The sequence below is a fragment of the Paenibacillus doosanensis genome (assembly GCF_025060755.1).
Classification (GTDB): domain Bacteria; phylum Bacillota; class Bacilli; order Paenibacillales; family NBRC-103111; genus Paenibacillus_S; species Paenibacillus_S doosanensis.
Genome location: NZ_JANYUY010000009.1, coordinates 1 through 21,658, shown reverse-complemented (window position 1 = coordinate 21,658; position 21,658 = coordinate 1). Strand labels below are relative to the sequence as shown.

Below are 21,658 nucleotides of genomic sequence, written 5' to 3'. Positions count from 1 at the left end.
ATTCACTTTTATTTTTATTTGTACTAGGTTGATTTATCCTTGGAATAAAAACGGCAGCCCCATAAATCGGAAGCCACCGTGTGCCGCGAATAGCGGCAAGCTGTTTTATAAAGTTGGTCGTATTTGGTTTTGTATAGTATTAAACGCACAACTTCTCAAAAGGTTACGTGTCTCAAAAAAAATTTTTCAACTCAGCTAGGTCAGCAGTGGTCCATATTTTAGACAAGTCGATGTTCGGACTGCAAAATTCGATATAAATCTATTAGTTTATCATAAACACTCTCGTCGGAAGGCTTATACCTTCTAGCAGTGTCATAGAATCGAATGGCTCTTGAATACTCGCCATTCAGTTTTTCCTTTTCGCCTAACCATATGGCTATATCAGCGATACGTGACATTGTTCGTTCTTTTATCTCAATGAACCAGTCGTCGTAAACCCCCGGTAAAAAGTTAGTCTCTGGAATCTTACCCATTAACTTTGTAGCCTCAACGTACCTCAAAGGATCATTCTCTTGAATATCAACGGTTCTAATGGTTTCAATAAGCTCAATAATATCCGACCGCAGGTTGCAGTTTAACATGATATGTTCTTTGTCCGTATTTAATATGGACGAATCAGTCAGAGGTATAGCTAACAGTTTCTTCAGATAATTCAAATACACTTTTAGGTTTCGAAGAACTGTCTTCAAGGGAATAGCCGGGAACAAAGCATCACAGATTTGTTCTCGAGTACACGTCGGGTGAAATGTTAAGTAGACCAGGATGTTCTTAGCATATCGTTGGTTCCAACCATTGGTATGCTCTTCACCGTTAATGTAAACTCGGAACGAATTGATCAAATCCACTCGTAAAGATATCGTCGATTCAAGTTTTACAGTAGCCTGATAGAATAATGAGCTTATTTCCTTCGTAAGTCCTTGCCAAAAAGGTGGTGATTCTGAGTCTATCATTATTTCTGGATTGCTAATAAAGTCGTATATTAATGTCGCCGTGCTCTCCGGCTGATCAATAAAAGTCATGTTGCTTGAGTCATTAATTATTCGAAAAATGCCATTTGGAGCACAGTTCGAAGCAATCTCGATGGTACTAGGGGGATATAAAAGATCCTTTTGTCCAGCGATAAAAAGTATGGGTTGATTAACATTCGATACAAGCTGAAGCTGTTCGACTGCAGAATATAGCTCTAAAATACCAAAGTAACAATCATATGTTGTTCTTGAATAGCAACGAATGATTTTATTTACCTCTGGGCTATTCTCTGGTTCTAAAGTAATATGCTTCGCAATCTCTTTTCCAAGCGGCACCAATGAACCATCCGTTGAAAGCTTTTTTCGAAACTCAGTACCTCTTTCTCGCACCGGCTTAGGAACTACAAAAGTTGCACCGATAAAGATCATCGATTTTACTACATGGGGAAATTCTGACGCGAACTTGGCTGACAGATTTGTCCCTAATCCATGGGCTACAATGTGAATGTCTTTAAGTTCTAATGCGGTAACTATGGCTTCAAGGTCCTGTATAAATCCTTCAAACGTCGGTTTGGCAGCAAAGTCGTCACTCTGACCATGTCCACGCAGATCACAGACAACAACGCGATAATGCTGTTGAAGTAACGGGGTAATTCGTTCCCAAAGTGTGGAGTCTAACCCCATTCCATGAACGAGCAAAAGAGTATCCGTATCTCTAACTTTCGATTCATGTATCCCGTAGTAAATCCGTCTATCGTCTAAATTAATATAACTCACTGGAACTCCCCCAACTAACTGTTCACAAATAGTTCAATATTCCTATTGTATATGAAAAATTATCCATCCCGCAATTATAGATTGATTAGTGCTGGTTTATCCAGAACTTACGAAAGCTTATATAGTGCGCCGTGGAACCACAGCAAAACGACCGCTAAGCCGTTGGTAGGCATAAGCGCTCGTTTTGGTTCCAAATACAATCTGAAATTACATCTCTTTTATTATCCTCGACGCTAGAAGGCTAAGCATCTCAACATCTTTTATGTTTAGATTCTGTAGATTGTCAAGCAAAGAAAAAACCGCATCATGTATTTGCCTATCTTCTTCACTCATATATCCGTTACTTAGTTGGCTAAAAATTTGCCACTTTCCTCGAAAAAAAATAGAAGACCCTGCATCTTCCTTCAACAGTTCTTGTTCTTTGCTATCCCCATTCAAAATCCAATCAGTCGATACACTGCAAGCCTTGGATATTTTCATCAAGATCGCGCCGCTTGGCACGCTCTTTCCATTTTCAATATTACTGATCGTTGCCGAAGTTGACTCAATTAACGCAGCGAATGAATCCATACTATGCCCCAAGCGAGTTCTAATCTCGCGGACACGACTCCCGATTTCCTGCATAATCCTCGGCTCGATGCCATGCTTCTTCACGATCTCATCCATGTATTCAATCCTCATTTCCACGAGCTTGCTAATATATTTTAGTAAATACATTGACATCACTCAATTTAATTAGTATTATTTGCCTATTGAATGGTTATTTTATTGCCATTCTTAGTATAGCACTAATTTTTATTAATGAAACGTATGAAGGAAGTGGGGAGGAGGCACATTGTCGCAAAAGCCGATAACACCTTTGGGATGGAAGATCCTCGAAGCTCTGGCTGAGAGAAAAATGACACGCAAACAATTCTGTGAGCAAGAAAGCATACCTGAAAGCCGCTTGTCAAATCTGATCACCGGCTTGAGACCGGCAAAGAAGTACCGAGAAGTTGTAATGAAGGCGTTAAGCATCAGTGATGACTCGCTGTAAGTGTAACCCTGGTGTAACCATGGATTTGGTACATTAGAACCGATATGTCTTAAAAATTTCAGAAGTAACGGAGGAAGCTATTGAATGAGACAGGTGATTTATTCATTACTTGCATTATTGGTCTTGCTTGCGGCAAGCCCCGCAGCTAGTCATGCTGCCATTGTTGAAGAGGACACTATAAAGGTAACGGAAACAATACCGCAATTCGGTGGGGCAAGCTTTGACCCTGATGGAACAACAATTACAAGTGATCCATTAAAGCATAACGTTCAAAACATGGATATTACTGAAAACGGCGATGAAGTTACGGTGTTGTGGTCTACACAAGACTATCACAGCAGTACGAATTCTTTTGAGTACAACTTGTATATGTCTGTTGCGAAAAGTGGAAACTGGGTCTTTACTGGAAAACACATAGCCAAGCTAGAAGTAGCCTATAGGTCCACGATTGACCGTTTTAGTGAATTCAAAGAGGGAACGCCTGCATTTTTCGATGTCCGTCCTGAAAATATGAATGTGTCGAGCATTAGAGTTTTTTCAAACAACAAGGTCTACATTGATTATGCAAGTAAACCGGATGCCGCACAGCGGCAGCTGGTGACACAAGAAATCAGCCTGAATACAAATGGAGAAGTTACAAGCAATAAGCTGATATTTTCCAAGGATTTCAAACCAGGTGAATGGCTCCCTCCATACTATTACAAGCCTATTAATACCTCGCATGGGAAAGGTCTTTTCGTATTTGAAGACAACGAGAATATGCAAATCTATTTGCCGGAATCGGGAAAAATCTATGCATTCAAGGATTCCCACAAGGTTATTTCTACATTTTTTAATGTACAGCAAGCTTATGCGGATTTAACACACTCTAAGTTTTTCTTTGCACAAGGAAGCGGCACTTTCAGTTCTGGCTTTGATGGAGTCAAGCAATTGAATATGAAAACTGGCGAGCCTTTATATACCGAGAACGGCAAAGATAAAACCACTCCAGAAGCCACGGGGTATTGCATGGAACAAGCACATGATGGTGGATTCTATTCATGTAATAAGGATATCTACAGTTCAGTCACCATACAACAGTTCAATTTGAACCTCGGCATAAATACTCCCGAAGTGGATACTGGCTTAACCCGAGTCAGTGGAGTGACATCAACCGCTAACGAACTCCATCTGTGGGAAGTTGTTGACTTTAAACGCCAACAATCACTGAAGCTTGTAAAACTTAACAAGCTTGCTGAGACGAAGGTAGAGCATATTCCAAGCTTGCAAATATCGGATACGAAGGTTCAAGTCAAGTTGGATAATCAACCCCTGACGTTTGACCAGCCGCCTGCCATTATCAATGGGAAGACAATGGTTCCCATGCGAAAAATTTTCGAGACATTAAATGCGTCCATTAAATGGGATGATCACAGAAGGGCGGTAACAAGCCAAAAAGGGAACAGCACCGTTGAGTTGCAAATCGATTCCCCAGTTGCAAAGGTAAATGATACATACATCCAGCTTGAACAAGCGGCTGTTATTGTTAGTGGCAGTACAATGGTGCCATTACGATTTGTAGGTGAGGCATTGGGATTAGAAGTTGGTTGGGACTCAAGAACAAATACAGTATTGCTGACCAGCAAGTAAATAAATTGTAGGCGCCGTCCTTAGCGGCGGCGCTTTTCTCTGCACCGAATCCCGATACTTTGAAATATAAAGAAGGGGTGGATATCATGCTGAATACTTTAACAGACCATGATTTGCCCACACATAAACTTATTACTCGACCAAAGTCCACGTTTCCACTGTTCCGAACTCTTTTGCTCGGACCTATTATGATGATATCTTCAACGCCCTTCATCGCACTTATCATGGCGAGTGTTGAATATTCTATCATTTTGATACATCGATATGGCAATCCAAATCTTTCAGATTTATTTTCTATGTTGTTTTTTCTAGCCATTAATCACATCGTATGCTATTTCATAGGTCGATATTGTGCCAATAATCGCGGGAGGAGCTTTTCATGACTTCATCTGAACTCCTTCAACAGCTTAAGGAAACGCGGGAACTTGTTCAAATCATTAAAAGCCAATCAAACGAATACTACGAATTTTATAAAATGCCTCTTCCCTTCTTGCCTACACTCATTTTATTGGGGGCATGGATATTCGTTATCTTTCAGTTGAACTTAGCCAAGCCCTTTATGAGCTTCTTGGACACGTTCATATTCAATCCATTTGTTGCCCCACTAGATTTACCGCATTATGGGAATGCGATAATTGTAGGAACAGCGGTTGTTTTCCAATATGGCGCTCCCATTCTACTGATCGCAGCCTTCATTAATAAACAAGTTGTATCGCAACGTTTACGTGCTAATGCCAAGCGGATGATGGAGTTGCGAAACAATATTGAGCGGGATATCGATGCTTTATCCCACTCGATTGTGCCAGAGGACTATTGGGACGAATCGATTATTGAGAAGCTTGAGAAATATGTCACCAATAAACGTGCCTCTACTTTGAAGGAATGCCTGAATCTATATGAACAAGATCGAATGCATGAGGAAACTATCGGACGTATCGAAGCAGCCGAAGCCGCTGCTTTTGCTGCAAGAGCCGAAGCAGCTTCAGCCAGAAAACAAGCTGATTATGCCAGAAGCGAGGCAGAAAGACTGGAGTCTGAGGCGTATGAAAATCGAAGAAATCATTGATTGTCCTAATTTACAGAAGAAAACCGCCCATTGTCACAGATGAGCGGTTTGTTTTTTATCAGACCAAAGCCGGACCGAAAAGTGAATTCCAACTTTGAGCGTCTGGCGCGGTAGCCGCGCTTTATAGATCTACATATGTAAATTCGAGATCATCGAAGGTTTCAACCTTTGTAATTCCTTTGATCGCCAACGAATTCTTGGCGGACTTAATCAACTTACCCTTAAGTTCCTTCATTGTCTCCGAATTGGAAAAATACTTGGTCGGTAGCATCGATGCATAATACTGCCCAACATTCCGGTAAAGTTCTTCTTTGAATGGGTCAATATAAAAGCCAGGCTTGAATGCTCGTTTAATGGTGTTCTCCAGCTTCCGTAACCTGTAATTATGCTGATCGTCATGGTAAATCGCATCCAACTCTTTCTCATGAATGAAGACTTGAGCGTTTAGATGCATATGCATATCATCGATTTGCTCCTTCAGGCGATTGACGCTTTCGGCAAGAACAGTCTTCTCCGATTCCGATATTCCTCTAAAGATACCCAAAATCGTGAAGAAATCGTTCATTTCCACGCATTTGTACCAAAGGTAATGGCAATACTCCTTTAAATCCAGCAAAGTAACGATAGGGGTCAATTTTCGCTGAAATTTGAATACCTCATGTTCAATCCAATAATCCTCGTAAAAATCAATGAAGCCCCACAGCGCTTTGTCCACTTCCTCATGAAACAATAGATCATTCGCCTCTTCGAGCAATTGCTTCCATCGAGCCTCATTATTCTCCTGCTTAAATCGTTTCTCATTATAATCGTAAAAGAATCGGAACACTCGTAATTGATGTTGGGCGGTTCTCTTTATGTATCGGCGATCTTGCATGTTGAACTCCAGTTCGCCGTAACTTTGCGTTATCTCCACCAGGTTCCCCACCCCATAAATTTGCACATCGTAATCGCAGAATTTTCCACCGCGTCCTAGACCTACGATTTTTTGATCACGATATACCGGGAATTCAACGAATCCTTCCTGCAAAAGTTCTTTTGCGAAATTGGGACGTATATCCGCTTCATTGATGATTGCCCCTCTCATCTTTTCTCGCGAGATTGTATTTTCTATTACTTTCAACGGCTTGCAGACACGCTCTGCAAGCTTTTTTATAATTTCACTCATTCTTTTCACCATCCTTTTGCTCTTTTATAGAGCAAACAGGGGAATTGTCAATTGAAATTCTTTTTGCTTGACAGGCTAAAATTTGGAATTATAATGTGCCAGTTATCTTGCTTAAATTGTTCGTATTTCAATCGAACAAGCGTTATCGGCTTTGTAGTTGATGATGTGTCACTCGAATATTGATATTCGAGTCCAACTACCGAAGAAAATAATTATCACATAGGAGGTTGCATGGTTATGCAGCTACAGGAAGAACATGAAAAGAAGCTACGGATGAAAAGATTGGATGTCGTGAGCTTGAAGATGGTGAAGGAAGCCAGCTTTCCATTCGAAACGCGGACGATTCGCAGCCCTAACGATGCGATGCGCTTGGCGAAATCGTTTATCGGGGACGCAGACCGGGAAATTTGCGGGTTGATTACGCTCGATACCAAAAACAAGGTGAACGCCATCCATGTTGTGTCCATCGGCAGTCTGAATGCAAGCCTGGTGCATCCACGTGAGGTTTTCAAGCTGGCAATCCTTAGCTCAAGCGCGTCAATACTGATTTTTCATAACCACCCATCTGGTTGTCCGCAAAGTTCGCCCGAAGATATACAGATCACTCAGCGGCTGAAGGAAAGTGCTGAAATTCTAGGCATAGACCTGTTGGATCACATCATAATTGGCGATTCCGGCTTCTACAGCATGAAAGAGAATGGATTTATTTAATCGGAGGAGTATTGTGGAGATAAAAGTGTACATTGCCAACTTGGCTAAATACAACGACGGAGAGCTGGTAGGAGATTGGATTACTCTCCCGACCGATTCGGAGAATTTGAAGTCTTTTATAGAAGAAATTCTCGGAGAAGATGATGAGTATGCGATCCATGATTACGAAGCATTTTTCAGCATCTACGAATTTGACAATCCATATAAACTCAATGAACTACTTCAGCAGCTTGAGTCGTACGACAGTAGACTCATTCAGAGCTTGTTTTATAACTTGAGTAGCTTGGAAGACGTCCTGCGAGTATTGGAGAGCGGCGAGTATTCTTGCTACTACGATATGGAGAGTATGCAGGATGTAGCTTATCAGCTGGTTGATGAGGGCTTATATGGAACCATCCCAGATTCCATAAATGGCTATATCGACTATACGAAAATTGCTCGGGATTTAACGTTACAAGGATGGACTGTTGTAAACGGAGTTGCCACTTGTATTTATTGATGAATTTGATTTAACACTTTCGGTCACCACGCCGCGATAATCGTTGCATAGCAACGGTTTGTAAATATGGGAGATGCAATCTCCTGCTTTAGCGACGTGTTAATCAATTTTAGGAGAGAATTGTCTATGAAACTTCTTACCGATGGAGCATTAATTGAAGTATATATAAGTGCAAAGAGGAAGAATCTCGATGAGAATTTTATTGCGTTGTTACTAGCAGAGTTCCAGCGGCGCAAGCTTACTATTCCAGACGACAATGAAAACGTTGACCAATAATGGTCGCGTTTTTTCATCGATTATTTATCCTTATCCCCGAGTAGTAACCTTCTGAGTCTGTACTCCTTATACTCGGAAAATTCCGAACAATCAAAGACATGCAAGCATGATCTTTCCATATGAATCCTACAGGCTTTAACCCTCGTCCTCGGTAATTCCCAGCCTCTTCATTTCTTTTGGCACAAGCATATAATCGGTCAGATCCGTTTCAACCAATCGTGTGAACCGATTAGTCTAGTCGTATAAGCCACAATAATTGTTGAAACCATTACCTTTGATGGTATATACATAAGCATCCGGCTCCTCATCTTCTTGAACAGGAACACCCACAATTTTGCATTCGTTTGCGGTCAGCATCCACCTTCATTTAATGTAATCGTAAAAGCCATTATAGCCTATAGTAAAGCCCCGGTATGTCTTGCCGCTGTTTTGCACATCAACTGTCGAATAGAATGGCATGACTTTCACCTCCCTCGTTTGTATTGCCTTGAAAGGTGAAGAATTCTTCTTGTGCTGCCCCATTAAATTGTGTTTCAAAAGGATGCACCACTTGGAAAAGAATTGTCACATCGACAATTTCGTGAAGTTATTATATTCTTATATCGTCGGTAGGTCTGTTTGGCAAAACGAGGGATTGATATCATTAGTCAAGAGGAGAATGTAATTATGCTTACAATTGAAGAGTTATCAGAAATTGAGCATGAAGAAATAATATCTGCAAGAAGTAAATACAATAATTTCTTTACTAATGCTAAGGAAATAGTTGAATTTACCAATCAGTTCTTAGATCAATATTCTAATAAGCAAGAATCCTATCTGTTTTTTATGTTCTACTCGCAGATGAACATTTCGCTAAAACTCGCATTTTTATCAATAGTAAGAAGACATGATGCGCAGACGGGTATGAACATTAGATATGCTTTAGAAACAGCTGTATTAGCTATGTATGCTTTGAAAAATCCTACGATTGAAGAATATTATAAGGAGAGTGGATCTGCAGAAGAACTTGGAAAAGTAAAAAAAGCGGCTAACAATTGGTTTGACACAAAGTACAAAGAGTTTTCGGATAATGTGAAAAATCTAAAAGTTCAATTAAGCAACCATATGGCACATGCAAATTTAAGTCAAGTTATTAATAGTTTTTCTTTAAGCGGAAGAGAGGGATTTGAAACCAGCTTTTTTGACAGTGAAGATGTTGATAAAACAAAAGAAAGATTGAGATGGCTAGGTAATATCTGTTTGTCAATAATCGTACAAATAGTTGAAATATCAAGGGAATATCCTCATATCCAACCAGCTGATGGCTATAAAGAGAAATTAATAAGATTGGCTTTAGAAAATCAAAGATTGACCGAGGAACTGTACCACCATCCAAAATCATAGTCATAACGCAGCGTATATTGTTCAGACCACAGAATGCTGTGATTCGGATTCGAACACCGACAACGAATGGGTACGATAGCTCAATCATACAAAAGTAGGAAGCTCGCCTCAAATTATGGAGGCTCTCTTCTATGTAAGTCGGCTATATTTCGTAAATAAAGCCGCTTTCCCCAAATGTTCAGCAGCATCACAATTTGGCTTCATCTGTACATCAGTACAGATGTTCGCTGAATGCAGCGAAAGTGATTAGAGCAAAAGAGCGGCTGCTGCGAAACGTAGCTTTTTTGCTCGGGCGAATGTCGTGAAACGACAGCAGCCTATAAAAAGCCCCCTTTATATTCCCTGCTCATGTTCACGCCGCTGAAAGCCAGCGTGAACATGAGCTTGGGAATGTAGAGGGGGTATGATGCTGAAACTCCTATATATTTCAAGTATCACCGATTGAAATGAGGTCGCTAGTTTGTTTCAAGTTCAACCAACTATTTTAGATATAATTGTGCCAAAAATTCCACTTAAAATTAATGTAACAAAGGTCCAAATCAAGCTGAGCTTCCAGTTATCTTTAGCTGCTTCAAAGAGCCCCTGAGGATAATATCCGTAAATTTGTTTAAAGGTTGCTTTTGTTTCTAAGCGACCTTCCATTGTTCGTTCGGTTAAGGAATGCAGAACGTCAACCTTTCTCAAAGTAGATTGATGTAGTTTTACATATTCTTTGTTAGTGAATGCCTCTGCTTCTTCTTTGCCTTCTAACATATCCTTTTTTCCGATATGGTTTAACGACAGTAGTGATTTTAATCTCGGATGATCAATATACTGTTCTCCAAACATTTCAATTAATAATTTTGATAAATCAACTTTCTGAACGTCCGGAATCTCAACGGGGGTGCCACCTAGTACAGCATATCTATGATTGATCGCTTCAAAGCCATAGTTAATATCTCGCATGTTCCAATGTAACCAGTAGTAACTCATGTGACTTCTTATAAAACTGTAGAAATCGTTTAACATATCTCTTTCAAGGTCATCATAATGGTCTTCAATCTCATCGAATGCAACTTTTTTTAACTCGGCAGTCTTGTGAATTGAAAACGACTTTGTTTGAGCCGTAGAGTAATATCTTACCGCGATTGAAGTTATTCTTGGTGTTCTTCCATTTGGAATATCATAAAAGCTTTCACAAGAATAATGAACTACTAACAACTGAGCTGTATTTTCATTTAATTTTTTAAAAAGCTCTTTTGCCTTTTTTCTCTTTTTTAATAAGCTACTCATTTAATACAGCTCCTTGCAATTATCAAATATCATCCTATATATTTTAGCACAATTTGGAACTAACTTTAACAATTAACTCGATACTATGCTATAATCCCTCCGACAGTGGAGGTGATATTTTTGAACATAGATGAAATAAAGAAACTACAGCGTGCGCTGTCGGATAAGCCTAGATATAAAAGCAAGCATTTCAGCGGCGAAAAGAAGCGCGGGAAACAGGCGGGCAAAACGAAGATTACCGATAAGCAACGCCGGATTGACCATTTGAGTAGCAGACAGCGTCATGAACTGATTCGTTTACACGCTGATCTGGATAGGGTTATGATCGCAAACTCAAAAATAAGCCGCACGACGGCAAACAAGCCAACAAAACGCGATGCTCGCAAAGGCAACAATGGAAATCTTGGAGTCGAAGGTATCTGGTCATCAGTTACATTCGAACGATATAAGAAGAGCTGCCGAACGTTTTTGAAGTTCTGCTATGAAAATTTTGATAGCATCAGGTCATTGCGGGATATTAAGCCGCGCATGATTGGGAAATACATCGAGGATCTGAAAAATCGGGGATGCTCCGCTAAAACAATATCAGCCTATGTGAGTGCAATCGAAAAAATGGCTGAATCGTCTGTTAAAGCCGGTATCAAGTCTCATGCCGGGCTGGTCAATAGTAAACATCGGGAAATGGTCCCAACTGCTCGAAAGGCAGAACGCCGACGAGGACGAGAAGGCGGAACAGGCTATACGCTACGAGAAGCTCAAGTTATCATCAAGCAAGCGAGAAAGCATTATAGCATATATGAGCAAGTATTACTGGAACTTCTAACTTACGGCGGTTCGCCGCGCATATCAGAGCTCCTGCGAATATCATTCGACCAGATTGATTTCGAGAAGAGATGCATTTATTTGAACAAGAAGAACCAAAATAAGAACAATCGACCTCGTATGCTTAAATTGCCGGATATCGTGCTGGAAAAATTAAAGCAACTAGAGCCATACTTTCCAAACAAGGAAACAACCATCTGGGGACATCGCATGTCTGTGAAACAAGTACGTGGCTTGATAAAAAGCTGTGCAGCCTATGGCAAAGTAAAATGTTGCGCAGCGCACGATTTTCGCAAAGCAGGGCTAGAATATCAGATGCGCCGATTGCAAAAATACAGTAAACAGCAGCTTATTGATTCCATTATGGAATTTGTGTCTATATCTCCTCAACTCAATCCAATCGTTAATCGCGGCGGAGTCAAAACTCCGAAGTACACTCCTGAATTTCTGGCATCAAAACAAATTCGATGGTTGCAAAATCAATATCTCACGCAAATGTTGGGACATAGTCGCAACGATAAGGTTTGTCCATACAAACGTGGCTAATTACTCAAATATGCAGCCGACAGTAAAACTGTCAAGGTACTCCCTTTGCCTTGACAGGCGATTCCCTCCCACCGACGATTTCCAATCGTGCTGCAAACCGTTACTGCACCTGCCAAACAGCGAGTAAAAAATTTTTGGCACTGAAGAAGGGTTTTGAATTTTTTCTACAAATTGAATATTACCTTAAAAATTGGAGCCCAAAACCTCCCTCAGACAAGAATCTGCTATTAGTCAGGGCGATTGCTTGTAGGAGTAAGTATCACAGTATCACAACAAAATGCTGACCTAATATGTGCTGCATTGCAGCCACAGCCACTTTCGCTTCATTATGTAACAAAACCCTGTACGCAACAGCAGGGCAATTGAATAAACTGACAAATAATAGATTTGTCCGTGTATATTGCGGCAGGCGCAATAATATACGAAAAAAGACGTTAAGCTTAACACTAGGTTCCCCGTCTGATCCGTGCTCGCCGTTTGTCAGGCGATGCTTAAGCCCGCAGGACATCTGTTGCCATTCATGTCCGATGATGTAAAACATCAGAAAGGGGCATTATTCTTCTCAGAGTGAACGCACATGCAAGTGTGCAAGTAACATATCCCGTCCTCGTGCCGAAAGGCAGGTAGGTTACAGTGAATCATGACTGATGGCAGGTAAAGCGAGACCTGAGCTGCTTGATTCTTTGGAATCAGCACTGTAACGTGAAGCGACATACGGTTTTTGAAACCGCATGATCTAGCTTTTTCTACCCTTTTGTAAAGGGGTAGTCTGCTCAGCTCACCAGTTTCAAAACCATTTTCAAGAAACCCCTGTCCGGTAATTGGTTAAGTACAAATTGCTATAACTCCAATAGCTCAAACAGCTTGAAATTTAGACAAAACCGCCACATATAAAATCTCCCAAGCATAAATTAACTCTTCCCCTGTAAATTGTTTAATCCACGCCATAATCATTAACACAAACGTACAATGTTTACAGCGGGCGATCAGAGAGTTTAATAAATCCTTGAGAATTTAAACTCTGCTTCATTTGTTTAAAAAAGCAATCAATTATATCACCAGAGCCAGCAGCAGTGGCTACAGAAGCAAGCGTCATTATTCCAACACCTGTTAAGCTAGCCAGCACAATCTAATCATTCTGGATGCTTTGTACTAAAAAGCCTCTTAAACCACATTTGATGAAATCTGTATATAGTATCAATAAGACCGAAAGCGACTTCTAGAGCAACGGTACATAATGTATCCAACGATGCTTAGCAACTGCTAATTGCACCTGATGTTTTATTTTCATTGGTATAGTTTCGTTAGCTGCCGCCGATCCTTAGATTCTGGATATTTAGCTGCTGTGCGCCAATCAACTGTACTTGTAACGCTTGCTATCAAATGTAAAAAAATTGTGATGCATGTTGTTGGCTTGTGATCCGTAAAATCTACAAATATTAAGCTCCAAAACATTGCAGGGCAAATACTCTAGAGAAAAGCATCTTTTACGGCTCTTTCATTTGCTTTTGAACTACCTTTAACAGACAAGGTTTTGCCCTTAAACGTGCCGTAAGGCACAGCCTTAGCGGCGATGCCCCAATGGGGCGTGGTCTAAGCCGCTTGAAGTTATGACGATCCTCTCGGTGCAACAATTATTACAGAGGCAATGTTTCATGCACTAAGCTTTAACAATGAACAGTTCAGCAATAGCATCTACATTTGCAAGCGGCTAGAATTGCTAGATCCTCAAATCTAAAAATGTAAGACATAACAGAATTGATTAAAGCTTACGATTGAAAGTCACTAAGCACTGAGATATTATAATAATTGGAAATGAGCAGGATGAAGATAAAGAAGGAGCAAGCGACCGACATTTTTGAATGCGTTGCCACTGTAGGCTTCAAGGGCTGTAGATTTCAAGTAAGTCACACAGCATTTTGAATAAAAACATGCTCATGTCACCAAGCACTTTGAGTAAAAATAATAAGAAACTCCCGTTTGAGTCACCCAGTATTTTGAGAAAAATGAATCGATTAGATGATACCGAAATGAGGTAGGGAATTTCGAATGAACAGAAGCCAATTTATTGATACCTTGGCAAACACGTACTATAAATTTCTAGTTGGTTTACCATTCAAGAAGGATATGCACATGATGTTGGCTCTAAAAGAAGCTAGAATCAAATTCTTAGCCAATCTCCATATCGAAATCGGGAAGCTGGAGTTGCCGAAAGGGCAAACAGACCGTCGATATGCTACAGACTTTATCAGTGAAGATGCTGAAGTTCAACTAAATAATGGAATTATTGCTGGTTTGAAATTTGAACATCTTGTGCCAAAGTCGAGATATATCACAAAGGTTTGTGAAGCGAAAGCAGAAACAGATGATCTAACTGAATCTTTCGTTAGAGATTTATTGAACCGATACTATTGGACAGCTACTATTACAGATGATGAAGAAAGCAGGCTTTCTCGGACAAGAATGCCTGTAAATTGGGATGAGATAAATATTATGGCACGTTACAAGGAAGCTGATATTATTCTAAAGCGACATACAAGGCTATTGACTGACTAAAATAGCTAGACCCGCCATCGTGATGGCGGGTCTTATGTTGTTTGCACTTATATACTCAGGTTAAAACCGATCTTCTCCACCCTTAAATTTAAAAATATCAAAGTCGGCAAGCATAAATTTTACGAGCAATTGATCCAAATTCCCACGTTCTCGATACATCAAATTCGGATTCACTCGTATGAAACGTTTGACTCTCTTTTTCTTTCCCCGCAAGCCGTTACTTCTTTCATTTATATGAATAGCTCCCGCGTCTCTTAATCGGTACATATAATCAAGTAGTGTATTGGAATGCTGAATTTCTGCCAAACGCATTATTTCTGACATGCTCAGGAACGTTAAACCATCGAAGAGTGTTGCTCCATGCTTCTCAAAGTTTTCTTGGAAGCTGAGCGACTTGTCCTGACGCAAATCCACATCTGGATTTTCCACGAGATAGTACGACTGGTAATGGAACCTGCTTGCCAGTACACGTAACAAACCGATTTCGTTGCCACTTAATTTCTCTAAGATTTGGCTTAACGTCATTTGAAAGACTTTTGTGAAATACTCGTCTTTCAAGAGGGGTCTACCCTTAATATTGAAAATATTATCATTAAATTGGTAATGCTTCTGATTTTTCGAAGCCTTCACTTCAAGTAACACTCCATGCTTCACTAAAGTTCTGAGTATTGGTTGAACAGCATTAATACTTACGATCAGCCTCTTCGCTATGTCCGCACCATTCAGCGGATTACGTGTTTCGATATCAACAAGCAGTCCCTTGCGATCAGCATCTGCGAATGGTATTAGCATCATCACATACTTATCATGTAACAACGTCCATTTATCTCTTTTCGTTTCTATCATTATATTGCGCATGTGAAGCCAATCATTCGACTCGTGAATGAGTTGAATAAAATTACCACGAGAGTCTGGCGAGTTTCCTTGAAAAAATCGTCTTGCTTGTTCACGGCGTTTCTTTTCAGCAGCTTTGCTGATAATTCGCTTGTCACCATCATCTAATGTTACTAGCACTTTAGCATCTTCACCGTATTCGTTAGTCAATGTCCCCTTTAATGTGGCTTCGCTTAATAATTCTTCTTCTGATTTCTTTCTTCTTGATTTACTCATGATTTCCCCCCTTATCATCCCGATTCAAATATCGGTATATCGTCGTCTTACTCACTCCTGTCATCTTCGTAATCACATGTATCGGATATTCCTTGCTCTGATACAGTTTCAGCGCAAGCTCTATCGATTCTGTATCCTTCGGTTTTCTGCCACCAACTCTGCCGCGAGCTCTCGCTGCTTCTAAGCCAGCATATGTACGTTCAATGATCATCTCACGTTCAAATTCTGCTAATGCTGCCATAATGGTAAACATAAGTTTCCCGGCTATAGATGCGGTATCGATATTTTCTTTTAGCGAAATGAAATGGATATTGTTTTCTCTGAAGTATTCCGACAATTCAATAAGATGCTTAATGTTTCTACCAATGCGGTCAAGCTTCCAAACTACAATACAATCGCCAGGCTGCGCATAAGCCAACAGCTTATCTAATTCCGGTCGCTCTTTCTTGCTACCAGTCATCTTCTCTTTAAATATATCGCGTTCTTCAACTCCGGCTTTAATTAATGCATCAATCTGTAGTTCGTAATTCTGATCACCTTTTGAAACCCGAGCGTAACCAAGTTTTCTACTCATACTAGAATTCACCTCCCTCTATTAGATTTAGGAGATGAACCAAAAACCCTTGTGGCATAATAAAAAAATTCTTAGAATTTCGTTCGAGTTATGGTACTCTATGTTGCAGCTATGAACGAACAAGCAGAAACAATCAACCTGACGACCCAAAATCGACCGATTTGGGGGCTGTAATAATAAAATGAAGAATAAAATAAGACCACCCCGTGAAGGACAGTCTCGTTGCTTGTGATCAATAATTTCAGTTAGACGTTAATCTTAGGATATGATCCTTAAGCTCATTCAGATGCTCTTCCTCAATAGCTACTGATTCTGTCTTATCGTATTCAAGGTCGGTTACCCGAACAAGCGGTGCTAAATGATTTACATCGGAGTATAACTCCGTCAGCTCGCCTGTAGGATTATCTTCATCATCGACAAGAATAATCCGATATCGTTCTTCATTGTATTCAAAATCAATCCGTATACCATCGCCATTCCATAGCTCCTCTTGCTCTAATACTTCAACATCCGCTAAGTTGAAAGTCATTTCGTATTTCATTCGCCATCTCTCCTGCAAAAAGTATATTTGGTATAATGGTAGCATCACGAAACACTACTAAATTAATATACAGGATACGGCAAACCAAGGGTAGTCTAAGTAGCAGAATACGATTCAAAAAAAAATATGTCAAACTCACTTCCAACCCCCTTGAATTCGTTTTCCCTAATTTGTTAATATACAAATATAAGCAATTGCAACATCAACTTCGACACGAGCTACGCGCTGTGATCCTATAATGAAAAGAGGCTTCAACAGACCTGTGTTGTTCCGTTTAGGACAACGAAATCGTCACCTGACGCGACTATCGCGCTCAGCATTCATGAAGTATAAATACGAATCTATATTCGAAGATAGCCCTTAACTGGAAGGCTGGCTGCATTTTCGCCTCCTCTCGCCATGACTCTGTTTTCTTCGTTATACGTTCGTAAACTCATGAAACAGACCTTTCGTATGTTCTCTGGAACAATACAGGTCTGTTTTTTGTGTTTCTATCGACACATCTGGCAGCCTTAGCCGCTCATGCGGGAATTATAAACATCCAATACATTCGGAGGTATTCACATGGTTTCAAAAACAACATTTCATCAATTTAAGGATTTAGAACAATTGGCTGATCACCTGACTCGGCACTTTCTGCAAGATGATTCAAAATTAGTAACACCAGCCTTCTCGGTTCAAGATGAGAAGCTGATTATCGATTTCGTTTATGACATGAACACCGCATCTGAAAAGTATCTGTTAACGTGGCAGCAACTGCTCAACAACCATGACGATGTTGAGGAATTAATTGATTGGATCAAGATGTATCTCGATATATATCTGGATAGGTACGTGAGGTAATTATGAAAACTACTCTTCTTACACTAATGAAAATGCTGGAAACTCGCCTTTTTCCTGATTCAATGTCTCAATCACTTCTTTTCAAGCTCCAGAACCAGCACTGTGCATCCGAAAGAAAATTTGTACTTTCCTTAACGACAGGCGAACGTGAATATCTTAAAGAGTTCATCGCCCTTGAGATGACTTTCATCGTACACGATCAAGCTCAAGAAGTTGCTACAGCATGGCAAGAGTTCGCAGTATTTCAATTGGCAGACATTTGGGTTTATGGTCTGTGCCTCCCCATCGAATCGGCACGAGACGTTGGAGAACAGCTATACGATGGATATGAGCAATTTATAAAAAACTTTTAGAAGTGACCTAAGGTTTTTATAAAATCAAACTATCATTATAAATAGCAGGAAAAATTCAAACTGCCACTTACGAAGCACCATCAAATCAAAGGGGAACATCAACCATGTATAACATCTCAATCGCAAGCCATGGCAAATTTACCGAAGCAAAGACGAATACAAGGGGCTTCTTCATCGAAGTCAACTACTTCTGCGACGAATGTGACTGCCAGCACTTCTTCTATATTAAGAAATATAGAGGCTATCCCATTGAGCCGGGAAGCTGTGGAGCAATTATTAATGGACATTATTCAGTCGCAAACGTAGACGAGAGTTGGATTTACTACAAGATCCTTGCGGATCTGATAGAAGATGATTCGGTGCGGCTCGCTATTGATGTCCTTGCTATCTATTATAACGTTATTTAAACAATCACCGGAGGAAAACGAAACATGCCAAAAACTACAAACACAAAAATAAGTGCAAAAGCAACGAACAAACGACCGCCAGCCAAGAAAGTCAATAAGCTGTTTCTGAATGTAGAAGCGCTGCCGGAAATTATGACCGTGAATGACATGAAGGAATTTACAGGCTACGGAATTAATCAATGCTACGCGCATTGCCGTAAGAACCAATTCAAAGTAATACGCAATGGAAAGAGCTACTTCATCATCAAGGACTCTTTTCTCAGCTGGTTTAAAGGCGAAACTCTGTCAGAAGCTGAAGCAGAACTAACGCACTGATAGGAACAATTGTTTGACTTTATCAAAATCCCTGCTATATTCCAACGAAACTTACTTCAATTGCTTATGGCTTAGCCCATATCGCAAGCTTCGCCTGTCTTACGGCAAGCGAAGTGTAAGGTTGGGTATTGCTGCCTGACAAATTAAATCAAAGACAATATGAGAGGAAGATTTTATGCCAGTACATGAGTATTACGGCAAGAACAATAAGAGAACGTGGTATGTGGAGGCTTTCTTGGGAATCGACCCTGAGACTGGAAAGAAGATTATTGAAAAAAAGCGAGGCTTCGCCACGAAGAGAGAAGCCCTCGCTTACGAAACCGAGATTTTGTTCAAAAAGAACAACAAAACCATCGTAAAGCCATCTAGCAAACTGCTGAGCGAGTTGCTTGCAGAGTGGTTAAAGGTTAAGCGGCGGGAAAATGAGATTGGAGAACAAACAGCGCAAGTGTATGACACCAACATTCGCATTCACATCAATCCTTGCATCGGGAACGTAAAGCTGTCCAAGTTGAACGTGCTTCACATTGAGAAGCTTATGGATCAGATAGACGAAAAAGGGCTTGCTTCTGGTACACGTAAGAAAATTTATAATATCATGAACAATGCTCTATCTGAAGCAGTCCGTAAAAAAGAAGTAGCCGAGAATGTCGTTGCGCTCGTGAAAAAACCGAAAGTCACTTATAAAAAAATCGAAGTCTGGGATAAAGAAACCGTCAAACGCTTTGTAGCGGACGCTAAGGGGCTTTCACGATATTATATGGCGTACTACCTTCCCCTGTTCTGTGGATTACGTCAGGGCGAAGTTTTGGGGCTTAGATGGCGTGACATCGACTTTAATAAACGAGTGCTGCGCATACAGCAAACACTTAGTCATGATGGAAAGAAGCTAATGCCTGGGGCGAAATCGACTGCTGGTATCCGCTCGGTTGCATTGTCTAAGTCAACGACTGCTGCCCTTCTGGAGCATCGCGAAATGATCTACACAGAGCGAGATAAGCTCGGTGAGGCATATGTAGATAACGATCTGGTTATATGCACAGAGAAAGGAACACCAGCCCTACCCCGAGATATTATGAAGCGGTGGAAGAAACTACAAACGAAACTAAACCTTCCTTACATCACCTATCATAGTTGTCGCCACACTTGCGCGAGTTTGCTGCTTTTGGCAAATGTTCATCCAAAAGTAGTGTCCGAAATGCTTGGACATGCTAGCGTTCGCTTGACGCTTGACATTTATTCTCATCTGCTTCCAAACATGCAAGATGAGGCGGTAAACAAAGTCGATAGCATGATGGAAGAAGAAGAACCTGAGCCCGAAGCAACTATATCTGAGGAAGCGCTTGAAGCCTCCGATATGATCGACAACATCTTAGATGATAATTAATTGTACAGGGAACCCTTCGGGCTTCCCTGTACCCAACAATTTGATATTGGAGGACATTTATTATGTATTTCACAGATGCTCAGCATGAGCAGAATTTTAATCAGTTACTAAACCAATATCCTGTCGGCAAAGTTGATAATCAGTACAAAGCAGCATTCTATATTGTGGCGCTGCCGACGGTCTATGAGCATTGCGATCAAAATCCGGTAAGTGGCGGTCACGGTCCTTACGATTGGTATTTCCACGAGCAGGAAAATCCGCCGTGTACTAGAGCAAGTTTATCTGATGGATACCGGCATCTAGTCAAAGCAGGTCTTAACCTGTACAACAATCATAAGCATTCGGAAGCATGGGATGACTTCACTCCATATCTAGCCCTTAGCACATGGGGTGATGAACTATTCCGAGTATTCGTTGAAGCTTGCCAAGTTCGACGCGGCAGACATGTAGTTGCAGTATGAGCAATATTCGAGAGCCCTATGCGGGCTTTTCTTCACAGTTAAATTTATTAGATACGGCGGGTTGATATGAAAATTAAAAATGTTCAAATCGGTAATGAAAACTTCTACATGGGTCATAAGTATTACAGGCTTGACTTTGAGTTAGAAGGAGATGATCATGAATACACACTTGTCATCAAGAAGATTGGTCATATGAGATTCATTCCGTATCACTTTACAAAGGTAGGTACAGATTATTATTGGCATAGAAGCGATGGAACGCCAAGTAATTTTCTTATTAGATTGATGGATAAGGCAGTAAGTCACAACAACGTCAGAATAAATTTATTACTTCACTAAAGCTATCGGGGCAACTTGCTCCGATTTTATTTTAACCTCATTTTCACTTCTAAAAACCCTCAAAAATCATCCGTAATTTTCACTTACTCCACCAAATTCCACCAAAAACGTGATTCCACCATAATCCACCACAAAAATTTTGAACTTAACTTGAAGGAGAAAAAAAGAAAAACCCTTATTCATTAAGGGTTTCCGAGGTTTTAATTATGGTGCGGTAGAGAGGACTCGAACCTCCACGGGCGTACGCCCACTACCCCCTCAAGATAGCGTGTCTGCCATTCCACCACAACCGCATATATTCATTTCAAGGCTTGCGCCTTGAAAACTAGATACGAAACTTGTGCGCGTTGTTGAGCAATGATTATTTGTTCTTCCCGGTTTGTTTCCGGGCCCCGAGAAAGTATTTGGAATCAGCTTCGAAGCTTCTCTTCACTTTCTTGGGAATTTGGTTAAGCCCTCGACCGATTAGTATTCGTCAGCTCCACACGTTGCCGTGCTTCCACCCCGAACCTATCTACCTCGTCGTCTTCAAGGGGTCTTACTTACTGGGAAATCTCATCTTGAGGGGGGCTTCACGCTTAGATGCTTTCAGCGCTTATCCCGTCCGTACGTAGCTATCCAG

At 40.6% G+C, this 21,658-nt stretch carries 23 protein-coding genes, 1 tRNA gene and 1 rRNA gene; 15 read left to right on the top strand and 10 right to left on the bottom strand.

Annotated features, from left to right (window positions below; all coding sequences use genetic code 11):
- Positions 1–218 precede the first annotated feature (218 nt).
- Both N0M98_RS09455 and N0M98_RS09450 read right to left on the bottom strand, forming a co-directional pair.
- Positions 219–1,745, bottom strand: a complete 1,527-nt coding sequence (locus tag N0M98_RS09455; protein WP_259617674.1) for an alpha/beta fold hydrolase — start codon at positions 1,743–1,745, stop codon at positions 219–221.
- Positions 1,746–1,952: 207 nt separating this feature from the next.
- The gene (locus N0M98_RS09450) at positions 1,953–2,411 is read right to left on the bottom strand and encodes a helix-turn-helix domain-containing protein (RefSeq protein WP_259617673.1); all 459 of its coding nucleotides are present in this window, start codon (positions 2,409–2,411) and stop codon (positions 1,953–1,955) included.
- A 169-nt stretch (positions 2,412–2,580) separates the two neighbouring features.
- Between N0M98_RS09450 and N0M98_RS09445 the strand changes: the two genes are divergently transcribed.
- The 3 genes from N0M98_RS09445 (at position 2,581) to N0M98_RS09435 (ending at position 5,476) form a co-directional block, all read left to right on the top strand.
- A complete protein-coding gene (locus N0M98_RS09445; protein WP_259617672.1) occupies positions 2,581–2,781 on the top strand; it encodes an XRE family transcriptional regulator in 201 nt (66 codons plus the stop codon).
- An 84-nt stretch (positions 2,782–2,865) separates the two neighbouring features.
- The gene (locus tag N0M98_RS09440) at positions 2,866–4,410 is read left to right on the top strand and encodes a stalk domain-containing protein (RefSeq protein ID WP_259617671.1); all 1,545 of its coding nucleotides are present in this window, start codon (positions 2,866–2,868) and stop codon (positions 4,408–4,410) included.
- Positions 4,411–4,789: 379 nt separating this feature from the next.
- Positions 4,790–5,476, top strand: coding sequence for a hypothetical protein (locus N0M98_RS09435; RefSeq protein ID WP_259617670.1), 687 nt, complete (start codon positions 4,790–4,792; stop codon positions 5,474–5,476).
- Positions 5,477–5,597: 121 nt separating this feature from the next.
- On the opposite strand, the gene N0M98_RS09430 is transcribed toward N0M98_RS09435, so the two are convergent.
- A complete protein-coding gene (locus tag N0M98_RS09430; protein ID WP_259617669.1) occupies positions 5,598–6,641 on the bottom strand; it encodes a hypothetical protein in 1,044 nt (347 codons plus the stop codon).
- A 237-nt stretch (positions 6,642–6,878) separates the two neighbouring features.
- Between N0M98_RS09430 and N0M98_RS09425 the strand changes: the two genes are divergently transcribed.
- From N0M98_RS09425 to N0M98_RS09410, 4 genes are all read left to right on the top strand, one after another.
- Entirely contained in the window at positions 6,879–7,352 is a 474-nt protein-coding gene (locus tag N0M98_RS09425; RefSeq protein WP_259617668.1) for a JAB domain-containing protein, read from the top strand.
- A gap of 13 nt (positions 7,353–7,365) precedes the next feature.
- Entirely contained in the window at positions 7,366–7,851 is a 486-nt protein-coding gene (locus N0M98_RS09420; RefSeq protein WP_259617667.1) for an antirestriction protein ArdA, read from the top strand.
- 126 nt (positions 7,852–7,977) lie between these two features.
- A complete protein-coding gene (gene sda / locus N0M98_RS09415; protein WP_259617666.1) occupies positions 7,978–8,127 on the top strand; it encodes a sporulation histidine kinase inhibitor Sda in 150 nt (49 codons plus the stop codon).
- 666 nt (positions 8,128–8,793) lie between these two features.
- On the top strand, positions 8,794–9,510 hold the full coding sequence (locus N0M98_RS09410; protein WP_259617665.1) for a hypothetical protein: 717 nt from the start codon (positions 8,794–8,796) through the stop codon (positions 9,508–9,510).
- A 471-nt stretch (positions 9,511–9,981) separates the two neighbouring features.
- Here N0M98_RS09410 and N0M98_RS09405 read toward each other — a convergent pair whose 3' ends face one another.
- On the bottom strand, positions 9,982–10,782 hold the full coding sequence (locus N0M98_RS09405) for a hypothetical protein (RefSeq protein ID WP_259617664.1): 801 nt from the start codon (positions 10,780–10,782) through the stop codon (positions 9,982–9,984).
- Positions 10,783–10,902: 120 nt separating this feature from the next.
- Between N0M98_RS09405 and N0M98_RS09400 the strand changes: the two genes are divergently transcribed.
- Positions 10,903–12,150, top strand: a complete 1,248-nt coding sequence (locus N0M98_RS09400; RefSeq protein WP_259617663.1) for a tyrosine-type recombinase/integrase — start codon at positions 10,903–10,905, stop codon at positions 12,148–12,150.
- Between the two features lie 973 nt (positions 12,151–13,123).
- Here N0M98_RS09400 and N0M98_RS09395 read toward each other — a convergent pair.
- The gene (locus tag N0M98_RS09395; RefSeq protein WP_259617662.1) at positions 13,124–13,246 is read right to left on the bottom strand and encodes a hypothetical protein; all 123 of its coding nucleotides are present in this window, start codon (positions 13,244–13,246) and stop codon (positions 13,124–13,126) included.
- Between the two features lie 953 nt (positions 13,247–14,199).
- Between N0M98_RS09395 and N0M98_RS09390 the strand changes: the two genes are divergently transcribed.
- The gene (locus N0M98_RS09390; protein ID WP_259617661.1) at positions 14,200–14,706 is read left to right on the top strand and encodes a hypothetical protein; all 507 of its coding nucleotides are present in this window, start codon (positions 14,200–14,202) and stop codon (positions 14,704–14,706) included.
- 60 nt (positions 14,707–14,766) lie between these two features.
- Here N0M98_RS09390 and N0M98_RS09385 read toward each other — a convergent pair whose 3' ends face one another.
- The 3 genes from N0M98_RS09385 to N0M98_RS09375 form a co-directional block, all read right to left on the bottom strand.
- A complete protein-coding gene (locus tag N0M98_RS09385) occupies positions 14,767–15,816 on the bottom strand; it encodes a hypothetical protein (protein ID WP_259617660.1) in 1,050 nt (349 codons plus the stop codon).
- The gene (locus N0M98_RS09380) at positions 15,809–16,390 is read right to left on the bottom strand and encodes a recombinase family protein (protein ID WP_259617659.1); all 582 of its coding nucleotides are present in this window, start codon (positions 16,388–16,390) and stop codon (positions 15,809–15,811) included. Before N0M98_RS09380 ends, N0M98_RS09385 begins: the two co-directional genes overlap by 8 nt.
- Positions 16,391–16,631: 241 nt before the next feature.
- Positions 16,632–16,931 (bottom strand): hypothetical protein, encoded by a 300-nt coding sequence (locus N0M98_RS09375; RefSeq protein WP_259617658.1) that lies wholly within the window; start codon positions 16,929–16,931, stop codon positions 16,632–16,634.
- Positions 16,932–17,495: 564 nt separating this feature from the next.
- Here N0M98_RS09375 and N0M98_RS09370 point away from each other — a divergent pair.
- From N0M98_RS09370 to N0M98_RS09345, 6 genes are all read left to right on the top strand, one after another.
- Positions 17,496–17,774 carry a hypothetical protein gene (locus N0M98_RS09370; protein ID WP_259617657.1) on the top strand — a complete coding sequence of 93 codons (279 nt, stop codon included), beginning with the start codon at positions 17,496–17,498 and terminating at the stop codon, positions 17,772–17,774.
- Between the two features lie 2 nt (positions 17,775–17,776).
- A complete protein-coding gene (locus N0M98_RS09365) occupies positions 17,777–18,127 on the top strand; it encodes a hypothetical protein (RefSeq protein WP_259617656.1) in 351 nt (116 codons plus the stop codon).
- 104 nt (positions 18,128–18,231) lie between these two features.
- Positions 18,232–18,534 (top strand): hypothetical protein, encoded by a 303-nt coding sequence (locus N0M98_RS09360; protein ID WP_259617655.1) that lies wholly within the window; start codon positions 18,232–18,234, stop codon positions 18,532–18,534.
- 24 nt (positions 18,535–18,558) lie between these two features.
- Positions 18,559–18,849 (top strand): hypothetical protein, encoded by a 291-nt coding sequence (locus N0M98_RS09355; RefSeq protein WP_259617654.1) that lies wholly within the window; start codon positions 18,559–18,561, stop codon positions 18,847–18,849.
- A 175-nt stretch (positions 18,850–19,024) separates the two neighbouring features.
- On the top strand, positions 19,025–20,236 hold the full coding sequence (locus N0M98_RS09350; RefSeq protein ID WP_259617653.1) for a site-specific integrase: 1,212 nt from the start codon (positions 19,025–19,027) through the stop codon (positions 20,234–20,236).
- A 62-nt stretch (positions 20,237–20,298) separates the two neighbouring features.
- A complete protein-coding gene (locus N0M98_RS09345; RefSeq protein WP_259617652.1) occupies positions 20,299–20,697 on the top strand; it encodes a DUF6075 family protein in 399 nt (132 codons plus the stop codon).
- A gap of 546 nt (positions 20,698–21,243) precedes the next feature.
- Here the strand turns inward: N0M98_RS09345 and N0M98_RS09340 are convergent.
- Positions 21,244–21,329 (bottom strand) — tRNA-Leu (locus N0M98_RS09340).
- 152 nt (positions 21,330–21,481) lie between these two features.
- Positions 21,482–21,658, bottom strand: a 23S ribosomal RNA gene (locus N0M98_RS09335); the annotation flags it as partial.